This window comes from Mesorhizobium sp. M1348, assembly GCF_040317925.1.
Taxonomy (GTDB): Bacteria; Pseudomonadota; Alphaproteobacteria; order Rhizobiales; family Rhizobiaceae; genus Mesorhizobium.
Genome location: NZ_JAMYLH010000001.1, coordinates 21,839 through 37,732 on the forward strand (window position 1 = coordinate 21,839; position 15,894 = coordinate 37,732).

Genomic DNA, 15,894 nt, shown 5'->3' on the forward strand with positions numbered 1-15,894 from the left:
TCGCCAAAAGCGGTTTTGCAGCGTCTCAAGGACGCACCGTCCGGCTGTGTGAAAGCATCGCGGCGGCTGACCGGACTCTTGCAATCGGGCGCAGCGGGTTTATGGTTAACCAATCATGAATACGCTGAGCATCGACATCAGGAAAGCCGAACCGCGCGATGCAGCCGCCATCGCCGACGTGCATCTCGAGGCCTGGCGCGGCGCCTATTCGGGCATCATCCCGCACCGCACGCTGACATCGATGATCAACCGCCGCGGCGCCGACTGGTGGGCGAATGCCATTCGCCGCGCTGCCACCGTCCTGGTCGTCGAAATCGGCGGCAAAATTGCCGGCTATGCGACGATCGGCAAGAACCGCGCCCGCGAACTCAGGCAGCAGGGCGAGATCTACGAACTTTACCTGCGGCCGGAATATCAAGGCATCGGGCTCGGCAGCCGGCTGTTCTCGGCCGCACGGGCACGGCTGGCCGACCATGGCCTGAAAGGCATGGTGGTCTGGGCGCTGGAAGACAATCAGAACGCACTTGCCTTCTATGCCGGCGCCGGTGGCCGCGATGTTGCCGAGGGCGTCGAGATATTCGAGCAGAAAGCGCTGAAGAAGGTCGCTTTCGTCTGGGAATGACGGCCAGCGCATGATCCGGCCGGTTTTCGGTTCGGACGATCTCCCCGTACCATTCGCCGCATTGCACCATTCGCCGTCGCCCGCTATCGATCTCCAATCGAGAGAGGGATAAAGCGATGCGTATCGAAGCGATTGCCAGCGGAAAGAACCCGCCCGAGGACGTCAACGTCATCATCGAGGTGCCGATCGGCGGCGAGCCGATCAAGTACGAGATGGACAAGGAGGCCGGCACGCTGTTCGTCGACCGCTTCCTGCACACGTCGATGCGTTATCCCGGTAATTACGGTTTCGTGCCGCACACGCTGTCGGGCGACGGCGACCCGATCGACGTGCTGGTCTGCAACACACGCGCGCTGGTGCCGGGCTGTGTCATCAATGTGCGGCCGATCGGCGTGCTGGTGATGGAGGACAATGCCGGCCAGGACGAGAAGGTCATCGCGGTGCCTTCGCCCAAGCTGACCTTGCGCTATGAGGACGTTCACGAATACACGCAATTGCCCGACATTACCCGCCAGCAAGTGCAGCACTTCTTCGAGCACTACAAGGATCTCGAACCCGGCAAATGGGTCAAGATCGAGGGCTGGTACGACGCCGCCTATGCCAAGAAGATGATCGTCGAGGCAATCGAGCGGGCCAAGCGCAAGTAATTAACGGGCGCAAATAATCAGTTATCGACGCGGCCGAAATCGGGCGTGTTGCCGATCACCACACGCTTGTCCTTGCCACAGGCGAAGGTGCGGGCCTTCTCGTCGGCAAGCTTGCGCGCCTGATCGTTGGCGGCGGGATTGCCGGTGGCGAGCACAAGGGCGATCGTGCAGCCTTCGTGGGCGTCAGGCTGGGCAACCTTGGCGACGATCAGGACTTCCGTCGACTTGTTCTCGCCCTCGCTATCGCTGATCGAGCGACGATGGATGACCGCGAAAGGGACGACAGTTTTGCCGTTGGTTTCGATCCGCCACTCGACTTTGGGTCCAGCCGAATTGAGACCGGAAAAGCTTTCCCAGACCGTGGTCATATCGCCAGGTGGAAAGCCGTAGAACAGCGATTCCCGCGCATCGTCGTAGGAAACCATCACCGGGTAGCCGCCATAGCCCGAACAGGCGAGGTCGGCCCAGTCGCCGTCGCCTTCCTCCGCCTGGGCATAGGTCACGCAGTCCTTCTCCCAGACGAGATCGCTATAGACGCTGGATATGTCGCCAGCCCGGGCGGCATTGCAGAAGCCAGCGAAGGCAAATGGGATCAAAAGAGCGCGCATGGCGGACAACTCCGTTTGGGCTGCCGCAGCGTACCGTCAAATTTAGCGGCAGCCTAGACGAACTCAGGCTGCTCACAGTGATCTGGTAAACGGAACGCTATTTCTTCAAGCTTGCTTCGATCAGAAGGTCGGCGTTGCGGGCCACGGACTTCGCCGGTCCGCCGGCACCGAACAGCTGCCCGCTGATATAGGCACCCTCGATCAGAAGCAGCAGCCCGTCGCCCAGCGTGTCGGCGTCGCGGGCACCCATTGCCGCCGCCATGGCGCGCAGGCGTCGGCGCAATTCCTGCTTGTTGGCCTCGCTCACCACGCGGGCCGGGTGGCCATGTTCGGGATACTCGACGGCCGCATTGGTCATGCCGCAGCCGCGATAGTCGGGCCTTTGCGTGCGCTTGCCGACACGCGTCAGGAAGGCGACGATCTGGGCGCGCGGATCGCCGGGATGGGCATTCACCGCCACGTCGAAGCGTTCCCAGAATTCGAGGTCATAGTGCCGGAGGTAGGATGCGGCCAGCTCATCCTTGGACGGAAAGCTGCGGTAGAGGCTGGGTTTGGTGACGCCGGCACGCCGCACGATCTCATCGACGCCTATTGCCCTGATGCCTTGCCTATAGAACAGATCGCGCGCCACCTGGAGGATCCGTTCGGCGGCGCGAGGCGGCGGTGCGTCATTGGCTTTGATCGTTGGTTCAATGTTTTTCATGCCTGGTCTGCCGATTGCCTGGTTGACAATGTTACCGGTCGGTACGTATGTTTCGCGCTCCTGCAACGTACCGGTCAGTAACATGATAGCTCAATCCCGTCCGTTTGGCCAGCGCTACGCTTTCGTCGTGGTCGCCGTCATCTTCCTCTGCCTGCTCATCGCGGCGGGCCTGCGTTCGGCGCCGGCAGTCATGATGCTGCCGCTGGAGAACAGTTTCGGCTGGCGGCGCGACGTCGTCTCGCTGGCGGCGGCCACCGGCATCTTCCTCTATGGCCTGACCGGGCCCTTTGCCGCAGCGCTGATGGAGCGGATCGGGCTGCGCCGCACATTGCTTGCCGCGCTGCTTTTGATGTCCGGATCGACCGCGCTCAGCCTGCTGATGACCAAGCCATGGCATCTGCTCCTCACCTGGGGCGTGTTTTCCGGCATCAGTTCGGGCGCTGTCGCCACCGTGCTCGGCGCAACCATCGTCAACCGCTGGTTCAAGACCAATCGCGGCCTGGTGATGGGGCTGATGTCGGCGTCCAGCGCCACCGGTCTGCTGGTCTTCCTGCCGCTGCTCGCCTCGCTCGCCCAGTCGGGCGGCTGGAAGCCGGTCGCCATTGCCATTGCCGTGGCCACCGCCGCCTTGGTGCCGCTGGTTTACATGCTGGTGCCGGAGCGCCCGGCCTCGATCGGCATGATGCGTTACGGTGCCGAGGCCGACGACGTGCCGCCGGCGCCGCCGGCCGCGCAAGGCAATTTCCTCGCGCATACACTGAGCACGTTGCGCCGAGCTGCCGGTACGCGCGTGTTCTGGTACCTGTTCGCCACCTTCTTTGTTTGCGGCTTCACCACCAACGGGTTGGTCGGCACGCATCTGATCGCCTTTTGCGGCGACATGGGCATCGGCGAAGTGCAGGCCGCAGGCCTGCTCTCGATGATGGGCATCTTCGATCTTATCGGCACGACACTGTCGGGCTGGCTCACCGACCGTTTCGACCCCCGCAAGCTGCTCGGCGTCTATTACGGTATTCGCGGCCTGTCGCTGATCTATCTGCCTTATTCCGGCTTCTCGGCGACCAGCCTGATCATCTTCGCCGTGTTTTACGGACTGGACTGGATCGCCACCGTGCCGCCGACGCTCAGGCTTTCCAACGAGGCGTTCGGCGACCGCAGCGGGCCGATCGTCTTCGGCTGGATCGTCGCCGGCCATCAGGTCGGTGCGGCGACAGCGGCCTTTTTCGGCGGCACCATGCGCGAGCTGCAAGGCAATTACGAGCTTGCCTTCCTGATCGCCGGCATGACGGCAATAGCCGCCGCCTGCATCTCGCTGCTGATCAACACCGCCCGCCCGGCGTTTGATCCGGAACCGCAGGCGGCTTGAGCTGCGACGGCTGAGCGCTAATCTCCCCCCTTGAGGGGGAGATGGCCGCGAAGCGGCCAGAGGGGGTCGGTCCGACCGGGCTCGGCCCCTTATCGCAGGCGCAGGAGGTCGGCGCTCCATGCGAGACAACCCCCTCTGTCGCCTTCGGCGACATCTCCCCCTCAAGGAGGGAGATTCGCCAGCCTGTTGATCGTCAGAAAACCTTCATCGTTTCGAAATGTGCCTGAAACATTGAAGCTGGAGCTTGGCGGCGACGTTCAACGCCATCCAGGAGACAGCCATGAACAAGATTTCGATGACACGGCGCGCTTTCGTCACGTCGGCCAGCGCCGTTGGCCTGGTCGGCGCCTCGGGTCTCGCCCTTCCCTATTACTCGCGCGCCAATCAGCGCCCGGCCTTCACCCATGGCATTCAGTCCGGCGACGTCGACGCGACCAGCGGCATGGTCTGGACGCGCACGGACCGGCCGTCGCGCGTCATGTTCGAAGTGTCGTCGACGGAAAGCTTCGCCAATGCCGTCCGCCTGGCGCCGCTCGACACCTCGCCGGCCAGCGATTATACGGTGAAGCGGCTGCTTACCGATCTCGCCTCCGACCAGGACATCTTCTACCGCATGGTCGCGGCCGATCTTTCCGACATCAACGCCGTTTCCGAGCCGATCGTCGGCCGCTTCCGCACGGCACCTGCCTCGAAGCGCGACATTCGTTTCGCCTGGTCGGGCGACACCGCCGGCCAAGGCTGGGGCATCGATGACACCGGCATGAAGACCTATGCCACGATTGCGAAGCACACGCCCGACTTCTTCCTGCATTCGGGCGATACGATCTATGCCGATGGCGCGATGAAGGACGAGGTCGACCTGCCCAATGGCGGCAAGTGGAAAAACACAGTGCTGATCGACGAAAAGCGCAAGGTTGCCGAGACGCTGGACGAATACCGGGCGCAGTGGAAATACAACATGATGGACAAGAACGTTCTTGCGCTCAGCGCCATCTGCCCGACTTTCTATCAGTGGGACGATCATGAGGTGCTGAACAACTGGTCGGACTCGAAGGACCTGTCGGCCGACGACCGCTACACCGAAAAGTCAATCCATGTGCTTGCGGCACGTGCGGCGCGCGCCTTCCACGAGATGACGACGATCCGCTACGAACCGTCGGAGCCCGGCCGCGTCTACCGCAAGATCGCCTATGGTCCGCTGCTCGACGTGTTCTTCCTCGACATGCGTTCCTACCGCGGCCCCAACGGTTCGGACATGCAGGAGACGATGACGCCTGAATCGCGCATCCTCGGCGAGCAGCAGATCAAGTGGTTGAAGCGTGAATTGGCGAATTCCAACGCAACCTGGAAAATCATCGCCGCGGACATGCCGCTCGGCCTCGTGGTCTGGAATGACGGTACCAAGAAGGTCGGGGCCGAGGCAGTCAGCAATGGCGACAATGGCCCGGCCAAGGGGCGTGAGCTGGAAATTGCCGACCTTCTTCGCTATATAAAGAATGTGGGTATCAGTAACACTGTCTGGCTCACCGCAGACGTGCATTACACAGCCGCGCATTACTACAATCCGGACAAGGCGCAGTTCCAGGACTTCAATCCGTTCTGGGAATTCGTTTCGGGTCCGATCCATTCCGGTACGTTCGGACCGAATGGTTTCGACATGACCTTCGGCCCGGAGCTGAAGTTCATCAAGGCACCGACTGCCGAACAGGGCCAGAACCTGCCACCGTCGGCCGGCCTGCAGTTCTTCGGCCTTGTCGACATCGATGGCATCACCGAGCAGTTGACGGTGCGGCTGATGGATCGCGACGACAATGAACTCTACAAGGTCACGCTCGATCCGGTGCGGTCGGCGTGAGGCTACTGTGAGGTTACCCTGGGATCACCCAAAGGGTGGCATCAATCGGGATAGCAAACGACGGGAATGTTGGGCCAGACGGCGCTGTCGCATCCAGCGTTTTGCTGCCTTTGCTTGAAGGCGGCGCTGACTGGCCCGGTCACAACCGGGTCGACGCCATCGGGAGCATCGGCAAAAAGCTGCTCGGCCGAAGGCGTGTCGGATTGCAGGGCAGGCCGCGTCTCTTTGAGCGACGCGGCCGACTGCGCCGCGCCTGCCGCGAGGAGGACGGCGAGTGCGGTACATGCCAAAATCGGCCGGAGTCTGATGCCTGCGTCGATCATGAAATTCGAACTGCCCGGACCATGAAAGGTTCCGCCTTGGTTAATAATTCCACTTCACACCAAGACATTTAAGATTTGGTGACTTTATTTGGTGGCTCGCCTCCTCTTTCGCAATTGCGAAAAACCCTGTATGAGCCGCCCAACCGAAAGAGGCAGCGCCTTTTGGCCTGCTGCCTGCAACGCTCCCGAGACCAAAACATGAAAATCCGCAACATCGCGATCATCGCGCACGTCGACCATGGAAAAACCACCCTCGTCGATCAGCTTCTGAAACAGTCCGGCTCGTTCCGAGACAACCAGCGCGTCGCCGAGCGCGCCATGGATTCGAACGATCTCGAAAAGGAACGCGGCATCACCATTCTGGCCAAGGCGACCTCGGTCGACTGGAAGGATACCCGCATCAATATCGTCGACACGCCCGGCCACGCCGACTTCGGCGGCGAGGTCGAGCGCATCCTGTCGATGGTGGATTCGGCCATCGTGCTGGTCGACGCCGCCGAGGGGCCGATGCCGCAGACCAAATTCGTCGTCGGCAAGGCGCTCAAGGTCGGACTGAAGCCTATCGTCGTCATCAACAAGATCGACCGGCCGGATGCCCGCCACGTCGAAGTGGTCAACGAGGTGTTCGACCTGTTTGCGGCGCTTGACGCGACCGACGAGCAGCTCGACTTCCCGATCCTTTACGGTTCAGGCCGCGACGGCTGGGTCTCGGAAAACCCCGAAGGTCCGAAGGACCAGGCTCTGGCGCCGCTGTTCGACCTCGTCATCAAGCACGTACCGGCGCCGACCGTTCATCCCGGCCCGTTCCGCATGATCGGCACCATTCTGGAAGCCAATCCGTTCCTCGGCCGCATCATCACCGGCCGTATCGAATCCGGCACGCTGAAATCCAACCAGGCGGTCAAGGTGCTGCACCATGACGGCACCCAGGTCGAAACCGGCCGCATCTCGAAGATCCTCGCTTTCCGCGGGCTCGAGCGCCAGCCGATCGACGAAGCGCAGGCGGGCGACATCGTCGCCATCGCCGGCTTGTCGAAAGGCACTGTCGCCGACACGTTCTGCGACCTGTCGGTGACCGAGCCGCTGCACGCGCAGCCGATCGATCCGCCGACAGTGACGATGTCGTTCCTCGTCAACGATTCCCCGCTGGCCGGCACCGAAGGCGACAAGGTGACCAGCCGCGTCATCCGCGACCGCCTGCTGCGCGAGGCCGAAGGCAATGTCGCGCTGAAGATCGAGGAATCGCCGGACAAGGATTCGTTCTTCGTCTCCGGCCGCGGCGAATTGCAGTTGGCCGTGCTGATCGAGACGATGCGCCGCGAAGGTTTTGAGATCGCCGTGTCGCGGCCGCGCGTCGTCATGCAGAAGGGCGAGAACGGCGAATTGCTGGAGCCGGTAGAGGAAGTCGTCATCGACGTCGACGAGGAGCATGCCGGCGTCGTCGTGCAGAAGATGTCGGAGCGCAAGGCCGAGATGGTCGAACTGCGCCCGTCGGGCGGCAATCGCCAGCGCATCGTCTTCCACGCGCCGACGCGCGGCCTGATCGGCTACCAGTCGGAGCTGCTGACCGACACGCGCGGTACCGCTGTCATGAACCGGCTGTTCCATGCCTATGAACCCTACAAGGGCGAATTGCCGGGCCGCACCAACGGCGTGCTGATCTCCAACGAACAGGGTGAATCGGTGGCTTACGCCATGTGGAACCTGGAAGACCGCGGCCCGATGGTCATCGACCCCGGCGTCAAGGTTTATCAGGGCATGATCATCGGCATCCATTCCAGGGACAACGACCTCGAAGTCAACGTGCTGAAGGGCAAGAAGCTGACCAACATCCGCGCCGCCGGCAAGGACGAGGCGGTGAAGCTGACGCCGCCGATCCGCATGACGCTGGAACGCGCGCTGGCCTGGATCCAGGACGACGAGCTGGTCGAAGTGACGCCGAAGACCATCCGCCTGCGCAAGCTCTATCTCGACCCGAACGAGCGCAAGCGTTTTGAAAAATCAGCGAAAGTGGTCGGCGCGGCATAAGCCACTTTTCTCAGCCATTATGAGGGAGGGAGCACGTGCGTGCTTCCTCCCTTTTTATCTTACCCGCCGGCAGCCGCGATAATGCCGTCCCGGTCTGGTTCGCCAGACAGGTGGATGCGGATCGCCGTTCCCGCCCGAGCCGGCCTGCGCAAGGCTTTGGCCCCGTCCGGACCAACCACCAGCAATCGCTTCTCTTCCCAAGCCTGAAGCCGCGATCGCGAGACACCGAGTTCGCTGGCCAGCAACCGGTCGAGCCGCAAGGCTGTCGGCATTTCGAGCCAGAGCTGAAGTTCGAGAGCGCTGGTATTTTCCGGCCTGTCCCCGAGCACCTGCTTATGAACGATGGCTTCAGGAAACTCCTCAACGCGCCCAATCCTGCTTCGCAATGCGGCAACATCGAAAGCATGGCGCCGCGCCAGGACCGGATCGTTGCTTTCGAGCGCCTGCAATATTGCCGGTTCGATATCGCGGCGGCTGCAGCGCTCCAGAATGCCGAAATTCCAGGAATTGTCGCAGTCGATGCAGCGGTAGATCAACCAGGCGTCAATGCGTTTGCCATTGGCGTTGACGCGGAATTTGCCGCTGCAGCGATAGGCTTTCAGGCCGCCGCAGCGATTGCAGTTGAGGTGAGGTCGAGGTGCGGTTTTGGGCGCGATCGCCCAGCGGATACGCAGTATCGAAGGCATGCCGAAAAGCCCTTCCCGTCGGGAAGTTCGTCAGATCGGCGATATCGAGAACCCTTGCGGGCACGGCGTGGCGAGAGACTGCGGCAGTTGGAAATCAGGTGTCGCGGGTGGTTATGCGCGACAGCGGTTCAGCAGTGCCAAACCGGTCTCGAACCGCCGCCCTGAGGAACACATGATGTGAAAACAGGCACCGCGACTGCGACGCCCTGCTCTGTGTTGGGGGAGTTGACGAGACCGGCGGTTACGTAGGCAAAGTGAAGCTCGGAAAGGATTTCGGGACGACATCTCTAGCCGTGAGGTGCCTGGCCGACAAGCCTTGTTTCGGTGGACGCTACCGTCGCCGGAACAGTTGGGTTATGTTGAACGACCCAAACATTTCAAACGAGATCCGCGTCATGCATTTCACGTCGCTGCTGATTTTTGCCGGCGCCCTGCTTGTTGCCGCCGGCTCGCCCGGCCCATCGATCGCCGCTCTTGTGGCGCGGGTCATCGCAAAGGGCTTTCGCGACGTGTTTCCGTTCCTGCTTGCCATGTGGATCGGCGAAGCGATCTGGCTGTCACTGGCGGTGTTCGGCCTCGCCGTGGTGGCGCAGACGTTCCATTTTGCCTTTGTCGTCGTGAAGTGGGTCGGTGTCGGCTATCTCGGCTGGCTTGCCTGGAAGATGTGGACGGCACCGGTCGAGGCAAAGGAAGGTTCGCTGCCGCGCGAAGATTCTCCCGCTAAGCTGTTCTTTGCCGGCATGGCGGTGACGCTCGGCAACCCCAAGATCATGATGTTCTATCTGGCGCTGCTGCCGACCATCATCGACCTCGGTTCGGTCAGCATGGTCGGCTGGGTCGAGCTGACGGCGACCATGGCCGTGGTCCTGGTCGCCATCGATTTGACCTGGGTGCTCGCTGCATCGCAGGCGCGCAAGCTCTTGAGGAGCAAGCGGGCGATGAAGATCGCCAACCGCGTCAGCGCCGGTACCATGGCCGGCGCTGCAGCGGCGATCGCCGCGCGGTCCTGAGCCGGCGCGTCAACCCATTTCGATTATCGGCGCAATCTCGACGCTGAAACCCGGGTCCGTCAGGATAGGACAATCCTTGGCTTTGCCGACGGCATCGTCGATGTCTTTCGCTTCGATGATGGTGTAACCGGCGGTCGGATTGCTGCCGCCATTGTTCTCGACCTTGCCGCCGGGCAGCAGGGTCTTCGACATGCCGACTGGATTGCCACCGTCGACCACGGCTGAGCCAAGCTTGCCGTACCAGCCGTTCCAGGCATCCATCGCTGCCTTCCGTTCGGCCTCCTCGGTCGGCATCTTGCCCGAGCCGTGATAGACGTAGAGAAATTTCGCCATGTTCTCCTCCTTTGATCGGCGGCATCGAACCGGCACGCGGTCATGCCGCATGCCGATCATCGGACCAAACCGGCAAACAAGCAACGAGAATGCGAAGTAGCTAATATAATGTGCGGTTGGATTCCATCAGCGGCGCCCTATCGCGCCATCGCGTGGTATTCATCGTTCGGCCGCATATCGATCGCCGATGCCAGCCGGTTCGACATGTTGAAGAACGCCGCGGTCGAGGCGACGTCCCAGATGTCGCGGTCGGAAAAGCCGACTTGCCGCAGCGCCGCCCGGTCCGCTTCGACGATCTTTGCCGGCTGTCCGGTCAGCTTCACCGCGAATTCGAGCATGGCGCGTTGCCTGTCCGACAGCTTGGCGGCGCGAAAATTCATCACCATCATTTCGCCGAAGGCCGGGTCGCCGGAAAGCTGGCGCACCGCCGCGCCATGCGCGACCAGGCAATAGTAGCAATGGTTGACCGACGAGACGGCCACCGCGATCATCTCGCGCTCGAGTTTCGACAGGCCGGATTCACCCAGCATCAAATCATTGTACATGTCGGTGAAAGCGCGCAGCTTCTTCTCGTCGAAGGCATAGGCGAGCAGCACATTGGGAACGAGGCCGAGCTTCTCCCGGCATTTGGCGAAATAAGCCTTGGTCGCGTCGCTCAGCTCCGCCGGTGCCAGGTCAAGCGCGGTGATTTTGTCCGTCATGGCGGATTTCTCCTCGTTTTTCGCCAGGCTGCCGGTGAATTCCGACATTTCGTCGCAAGCCGTCAAACCTTTGTCGCCAAATACCCGTCTTCTGCTACGATAGTTGTAAAAACATGACGGGAGGGAATTAGCTCATGGCCGGCCTGAAATCCGCAAGCCAGTTGAAAAAGATGAGCGCGGCCAAGGGTAGCGAAAAGCCCGGCAGGCTTGCCGACTACTTGCTGGCCCGAGCTCCGGCCGAAGATGTCGCCGCTTACGACGTCATCGATCTCGAACGTGCTGCCGAACTCGCCGGCCGCGCCGTGGCCAGGCACAAGAAGGACGACTGCGTCGTTGCCATAGACGTCGATTCCGGAGTCGTCCGCCAGGGCCGGCCGATGACGGTGATCACCGTCGTCAACGACAACATGCCGTTCCTTTTCGATTCCGTCCTTGGCGAGATCACCGAGAGCGCCGGCGAGCCGCTGCTGGTTACCCACCCGGTCATAGTCGTCAGGCACGGCAAGAACGGCGTCGAGGAAATCCTCGGCGATGGCGGTTATGCCAAGGGCGACCACAGCCATGACCGACTGAGCGTCATCCATGTCCATATCGGCCGCCTTTCGGCCGAGCAGGCCGAAGGCCTGGCCGCACGCCTGACGAAGCTGCTCGGCCACGTGCGCGCCGCCGTCACCGACTGGAAGCCGATGCTCGCCCGTCTCGACCAGGCGATCTCGGAATTCCGCTACTCGCCAGTGCCGCTCGACAAGGCCCATGTCACCGAGGCGATCGCGTTCCTCGAATGGCTGCGCGACGACAATTTCACCTTTCTCGGCATGCGCGAATTCAACTACACCGGCGGTGAGACGAGCGGCATGCTCGAGCGCGCCGAAAAGCCCGGCCTCGGCATCCTTTCCGATCCCGACGTGCTGGTGCTCAGGCGCGGCACCGAAGCGGTGAGCACGACGCCGGAAATCCGCGCCTTCCTGCATGGGCCGGAACCGCTGATCGTCACCAAGGCCAACGCCAAGTCATCGGTGCACCGCCGCATCTACCTCGACTACATCGGCATCAAGACCTACACCGGCAAAGGCGTGCTTTCAGGCGAGCTGCGCATCGTCGGCCTGTTCACCTCGACTGCCTATACGCGCTCGGTGATGAAAATCCCTTATCTGCGCTCGAAGGCGGAAACCGTCATTGCCAAATCCGGCTTCAATCCAAGCGACCATTCCGGCAAAGCTTTGATCAACGTGCTGGAGAGCTATCCGCGCGACGAGCTGTTTCAGGTTCCGGTGCCGATCCTGCGCAAGCATGCCGAAGCCATCCTGGGCTTGATCGAGCGGCCGCGCGTCAGGGCATTGGTGCGTGTCGACCAGTTCGACCGCTTCGTCTCCGTGCTCGTCTTCGTGCCGCGCGACCGCTACGACAGCGTCGTGCGCGAGAAGATCGGCACCTATCTGAAGACCGTCTTCGAAGGCCGGCTGTCGGCCTATTATCCGGCCTTCCCGGAAGGCGGGCTGGCGCGCGTCCATTTCATCATCGGTCGCTCCGGCGGCAAGACGCCGAAGGTCGAGCAAGCGACGATCGAGGCGGCGATCCGCGACATCGTACGGACCTGGGACGATGCACTGCGCGAGACCGCGACCGAGACCGGCGCCGATGCGAGACTCACGGCCATCGCCTCGCGTTTTTCGGAAAGTTATCGCGACAGTTTTTCGCCGGGCGTGGCGCTGGCCGACGCCGGGCGCATCGCCAAGCTCGATGCGTCAAATCCGATCGCCATCGACTATTACCGTCATGCCGACCAGAAGCCGCATCAGGCGGCGCTGAAGATCTATCACCATGGCAGCCCGGTGGCGCTGTCGCGGCGCGTGCCGGTGCTGGAAAACATCGGTTTCCGCGTCATCAGCGAGCGCACTTTCGGGGTCGGCGACAACCAATCCGGCATGGTCTTCATCCACGACATGGAACTCGAGAACAGCTACGGCAGGCCGATCGACCTCGGCAATGGCGGCGCGCTGTTCGAGGATGCGTTCCTTTCCGTCTGGCGCGGCGATGTCGACAATGACGGCTATAACGGCCTTGCCCAGACCGCCGGCCTGTGGTCGGGCGAGATCAGCGTCCTGCGCGCCTATGGCCGCTATCTGCAGCAGGCCGGTATCCCGCAGAGCCAGGATTTCATCGCCGCCGCACTCAACCGTTATCCCGAGATCGCCCGCGGCCTGCATGCGCTGTTCGTCGCCCGCCTCGGCCCGACGGCTGAAACGGAAGGCGTCGTCCAGGCCAAACATCTGAAGGCCAAGATCACGGATGCGCTGGAAGACGTTCCCAACATCGATGATGATACCATCATCCGCCGTTATCTGAACCTGATCGAGGCCTCGCTGCGCACCAATCATTTCGTTGCCGATACGAAAGAGAAGGGCCAATCGCTGGCGATCAAACTCGATTCGCAATCGGTCGACGGGCTGCCGGCGCCGCGGCCATGGCGGGAGATCTTCGTCTACGGCTCCGAGGTCGAGGGTGTGCATCTGCGCTTCGGCCCGGTCGCGCGCGGCGGCCTGCGCTGGTCGGACCGTGCCCAGGACTATCGCACCGAGGTGCTCGGCCTGGTCAAGGCACAGCAGGTCAAGAATGCGGTGATCGTGCCGGTTGGCGCCAAGGGCGGCTTCTACCCGAAAAAGCTGCCGATGAGCGCCGGGCGCGACGCCATTTTCGAGGCCGGCACGGCCGCCTACAAGAATTACGTCTCCAGCCTGTTGTCGATCACCGACAATATCGGGCTGGACGGCGTCATCCCGCCGGGCGGCGTGGTGCGGCGCGACCAGGACGATCCGTATTTCGTCGTCGCCGCCGACAAGGGCACGGCGACCTTCTCGGACACCGCCAACGCCATCAGCGAAAAGCACGGCTTCTGGCTCGATGACGCTTTCGCCAGCGGCGGTTCGGCCGGATACGACCACAAGAAGATGGGCATCACCGCGAAGGGCGCCTGGGAAGCGGTCAAGCGCCATTTCCGCGAGATGAACCGCGACATCCAAACCACGCCGTTCACTGTCGTCGGCGTCGGCGACATGTCGGGCGACGTGTTCGGCAACGGCATGCTGCTGTCGGAGCAGACCCGGCTGATCGCTGCCTTCGATCATCGCGACATCTTCATCGATCCCGATCCCGACATGGCGGCTTCGATGGCCGAGCGCCGGCGTATGTTCGCTCTCGCCCGCTCAAGCTGGCAGGATTACGACAAGACGAAGCTGTCAGAAGGCGGCATCATCGTCTCGCGCAGCCAGAAGTCGATCACCTTGCCGGCCGCCGCGGCTGCAGCGATCGGCCTCGGCAAGACAACGGCCACGCCGGTCGAGATCATGAGTGCCATCCTCAAGGCGCCGGCGGACCTTTTGTGGTTCGGCGGCATAGGCACCTATGTCAGGGCATCGGGCGAGACCAACCAGGACGTCGGCGACCGTGCCAATGACGCGATCCGCATTACCGCGCTCGACCTGCGTGCCAAAGTCATCGGTGAGGGCGCCAATCTCGGCGTCACGCAGCGGGCGCGCATCGAATTCGGATTGAATGGCGGCCGCTGCAACTCAGATGCGATCGACAATTCGGGCGGCGTGAACTGCTCCGACGTTGAGGTCAACATCAAGATCGCGCTGGCTTCCGCCATGCGCAAGGGATCGTTGACCCGGACAGCGCGCAACAAATTGCTGGCCGAGATGACCGATGAGGTCAGCGCCCTGGTGCTGTCCAACAATTACCAGCAGACGCTGGCGCTGTCCCTTGCCCGCAAGCGCGGCCTTGCCGACATTGCCCATCAGAGCCGTTTCATGGCGGCGCTGGAGGCGCGCGGGCTGCTCGACCGTGCCGTCGAGACGCTGCCGTCATCGGCGGCCCTTGCCGAGCGCGAGACGCGCGGCGAGCCGCTGACCCGGGCTGAGCTCGGCGTGCTGCTTGCCTATGCCAAGATCGTGCTGTTTTCCGATATCGTCGCAAGCGACGTACCGGACGATCCGCATTTCGACCGCGACCTGATGGGTTACTTTCCCGACCGCATGGCAAAGAAATATGCTGCGGAAATCCACGGCCATCGCCTCCGCCGCGAGATCATCGCCCGTGTCGTCGCCAATGATCTGGTCAATCGCGGCGGCCCGTCCTTCGTCAACAGGCTGCAGGAAGCGACCGGGCGCAGTGCCGCCGATGTCGTGCGCACGTTCGCCGTGGTGCGGGATGGCTTTGCGCTGCCGGCGCTCTATCGCCAGATCGACGCGCTCGACAACCAGATCGACGGGCAGATCCAGCTCGACCTCTATCAGGCGGTCAGCCGGCTGATCTATGTGACCAGCGGCTGGTACCTGAAGAACGATGCCGACACCGCACCGCTTGGGCAGCGGATCACCGAGTTGCAGGATGCGCGCAAGGCGCTGGAGCCGAAGCTCGTTTCGCTGCTGCCGGCCTTCTCGCGCGAGCGGATCGAGGAGCGGCGGCACAGCCTGTCAAAGGGCGGCGCGCCGGAGAGCGTTGCCGAACAGCTGGCGTTGACCGATGTGGCGGAACTCATCCCCGACATTGCGCTGACAGCGCGGACGTCAAATGCCGGCATCGTCGCTGCCGCCAAGGCGTTTTTTGCAGTCAGCGATGTCTTCCGCATCCCGCGCGTCGAAGATGCGGCGCGCTCGATCACGCCCTCGGATTATTACGATCAACTGGCGCTTTCCCGCGCCACCGACACGATCGGCGCGGCCAGGCGCGGCATCGCCGTGGCGGCACTCACCAGTCATGCCGAGGCGGCGGATCCGGTGACGGCATGGCTGGACGCCGGCGGCGAACGGGTCGGACGCATCCGCGAGCGGCTGCAGGCTCTGACCGAGGGCGGCGACATCACCGTGTCGCGGCTGTCGGTGGCGTCCGGCCTGATGAGCGATCTGACGGGGCTGTGAGACGTCTTCCACATCGCGCGGGATTGCCGGGAAGAACTGCGCTATAGAGCGAACGGCGCCCTGCTTTGGGGGGGCGCCGGAGCATGATCCCAA

13 protein-coding genes are annotated in these 15,894 nt (G+C 62.7%); 7 read left to right on the top strand and 6 right to left on the bottom strand.

The features are described 5' to 3' along the window. Positions 1-115 precede the first annotated feature (115 nt). Both NKH13_RS00115 and ppa read left to right on the top strand, forming a co-directional pair. Complete coding sequence (locus tag NKH13_RS00115) at positions 116-622, top strand: GNAT family N-acetyltransferase (RefSeq protein ID WP_023678138.1); 507 nt, start codon at positions 116-118, stop codon at positions 620-622. A 116-nt stretch (positions 623-738) separates the two neighbouring features. After that, complete coding sequence (ppa, locus tag NKH13_RS00120; RefSeq protein ID WP_023721304.1) at positions 739-1,269, top strand: inorganic diphosphatase; 531 nt, start codon at positions 739-741, stop codon at positions 1,267-1,269. A gap of 17 nt (positions 1,270-1,286) precedes the next feature. On the opposite strand, the gene NKH13_RS00125 is transcribed toward ppa, so the two are convergent. Beyond that, a complete protein-coding gene (locus NKH13_RS00125) occupies positions 1,287-1,877 on the bottom strand; it encodes a hypothetical protein (RefSeq protein WP_352718348.1) in 591 nt (196 codons plus the stop codon). Between the two features lie 97 nt (positions 1,878-1,974). Continuing rightward, positions 1,975-2,580, bottom strand: a complete 606-nt coding sequence (locus NKH13_RS00130) for a TetR/AcrR family transcriptional regulator (RefSeq protein ID WP_352718344.1) — start codon at positions 2,578-2,580, stop codon at positions 1,975-1,977. An 82-nt stretch (positions 2,581-2,662) separates the two neighbouring features. On the opposite strand from NKH13_RS00130, the gene NKH13_RS00135 reads away from it, so the two are divergent. Further along, a complete protein-coding gene (locus NKH13_RS00135) occupies positions 2,663-3,946 on the top strand; it encodes an MFS transporter (RefSeq protein ID WP_352718341.1) in 1,284 nt (427 codons plus the stop codon). A gap of 280 nt (positions 3,947-4,226) precedes the next feature. After that, positions 4,227-5,801, top strand: coding sequence for an alkaline phosphatase D family protein (locus NKH13_RS00140; RefSeq protein ID WP_352909695.1), 1,575 nt, complete (start codon positions 4,227-4,229; stop codon positions 5,799-5,801). A gap of 41 nt (positions 5,802-5,842) precedes the next feature. On the opposite strand, the gene NKH13_RS00145 is transcribed toward NKH13_RS00140, so the two are convergent. Next, the gene (locus NKH13_RS00145) at positions 5,843-6,124 is read right to left on the bottom strand and encodes a hypothetical protein (RefSeq protein WP_352909698.1); all 282 of its coding nucleotides are present in this window, start codon (positions 6,122-6,124) and stop codon (positions 5,843-5,845) included. A 198-nt stretch (positions 6,125-6,322) separates the two neighbouring features. Here NKH13_RS00145 and typA point away from each other — a divergent pair, with 198 nt between their 5' ends. Continuing rightward, positions 6,323-8,152, top strand: coding sequence for a translational GTPase TypA (gene typA / locus NKH13_RS00150; RefSeq protein WP_352465599.1), 1,830 nt, complete (start codon positions 6,323-6,325; stop codon positions 8,150-8,152). A gap of 59 nt (positions 8,153-8,211) precedes the next feature. Here the strand turns inward: typA and NKH13_RS00155 are convergent, their stop codons facing one another. Then, positions 8,212-8,838 carry a DUF1062 domain-containing protein gene (locus tag NKH13_RS00155; RefSeq protein ID WP_352909700.1) on the bottom strand — a complete coding sequence of 209 codons (627 nt, stop codon included), beginning with the start codon at positions 8,836-8,838 and terminating at the stop codon, positions 8,212-8,214. A gap of 395 nt (positions 8,839-9,233) precedes the next feature. Between NKH13_RS00155 and NKH13_RS00160 the strand changes: the two genes are divergently transcribed. Continuing rightward, positions 9,234-9,848: a LysE family translocator gene (locus NKH13_RS00160; RefSeq protein WP_352909703.1), complete on the top strand. Its 615-nt coding sequence runs from the start codon at positions 9,234-9,236 to the stop codon at positions 9,846-9,848. Positions 9,849-9,857: 9 nt separating this feature from the next. Here NKH13_RS00160 and NKH13_RS00165 read toward each other — a convergent pair whose 3' ends face one another. Together NKH13_RS00165 and NKH13_RS00170 are read right to left on the bottom strand one after the other, a co-directional pair. Continuing rightward, a complete protein-coding gene (locus NKH13_RS00165) occupies positions 9,858-10,181 on the bottom strand; it encodes a YciI family protein (protein ID WP_023678126.1) in 324 nt (107 codons plus the stop codon). 137 nt (positions 10,182-10,318) lie between these two features. Further along, positions 10,319-10,882 (bottom strand): peroxidase-related enzyme, encoded by a 564-nt coding sequence (locus tag NKH13_RS00170; protein ID WP_352909706.1) that lies wholly within the window; start codon positions 10,880-10,882, stop codon positions 10,319-10,321. A gap of 134 nt (positions 10,883-11,016) precedes the next feature. On the opposite strand from NKH13_RS00170, the gene NKH13_RS00175 reads away from it, so the two are divergent. Then, a complete protein-coding gene (locus NKH13_RS00175; protein WP_352909709.1) occupies positions 11,017-15,801 on the top strand; it encodes an NAD-glutamate dehydrogenase in 4,785 nt (1,594 codons plus the stop codon). Positions 15,802-15,894: the final 93 nt, after the last annotated feature.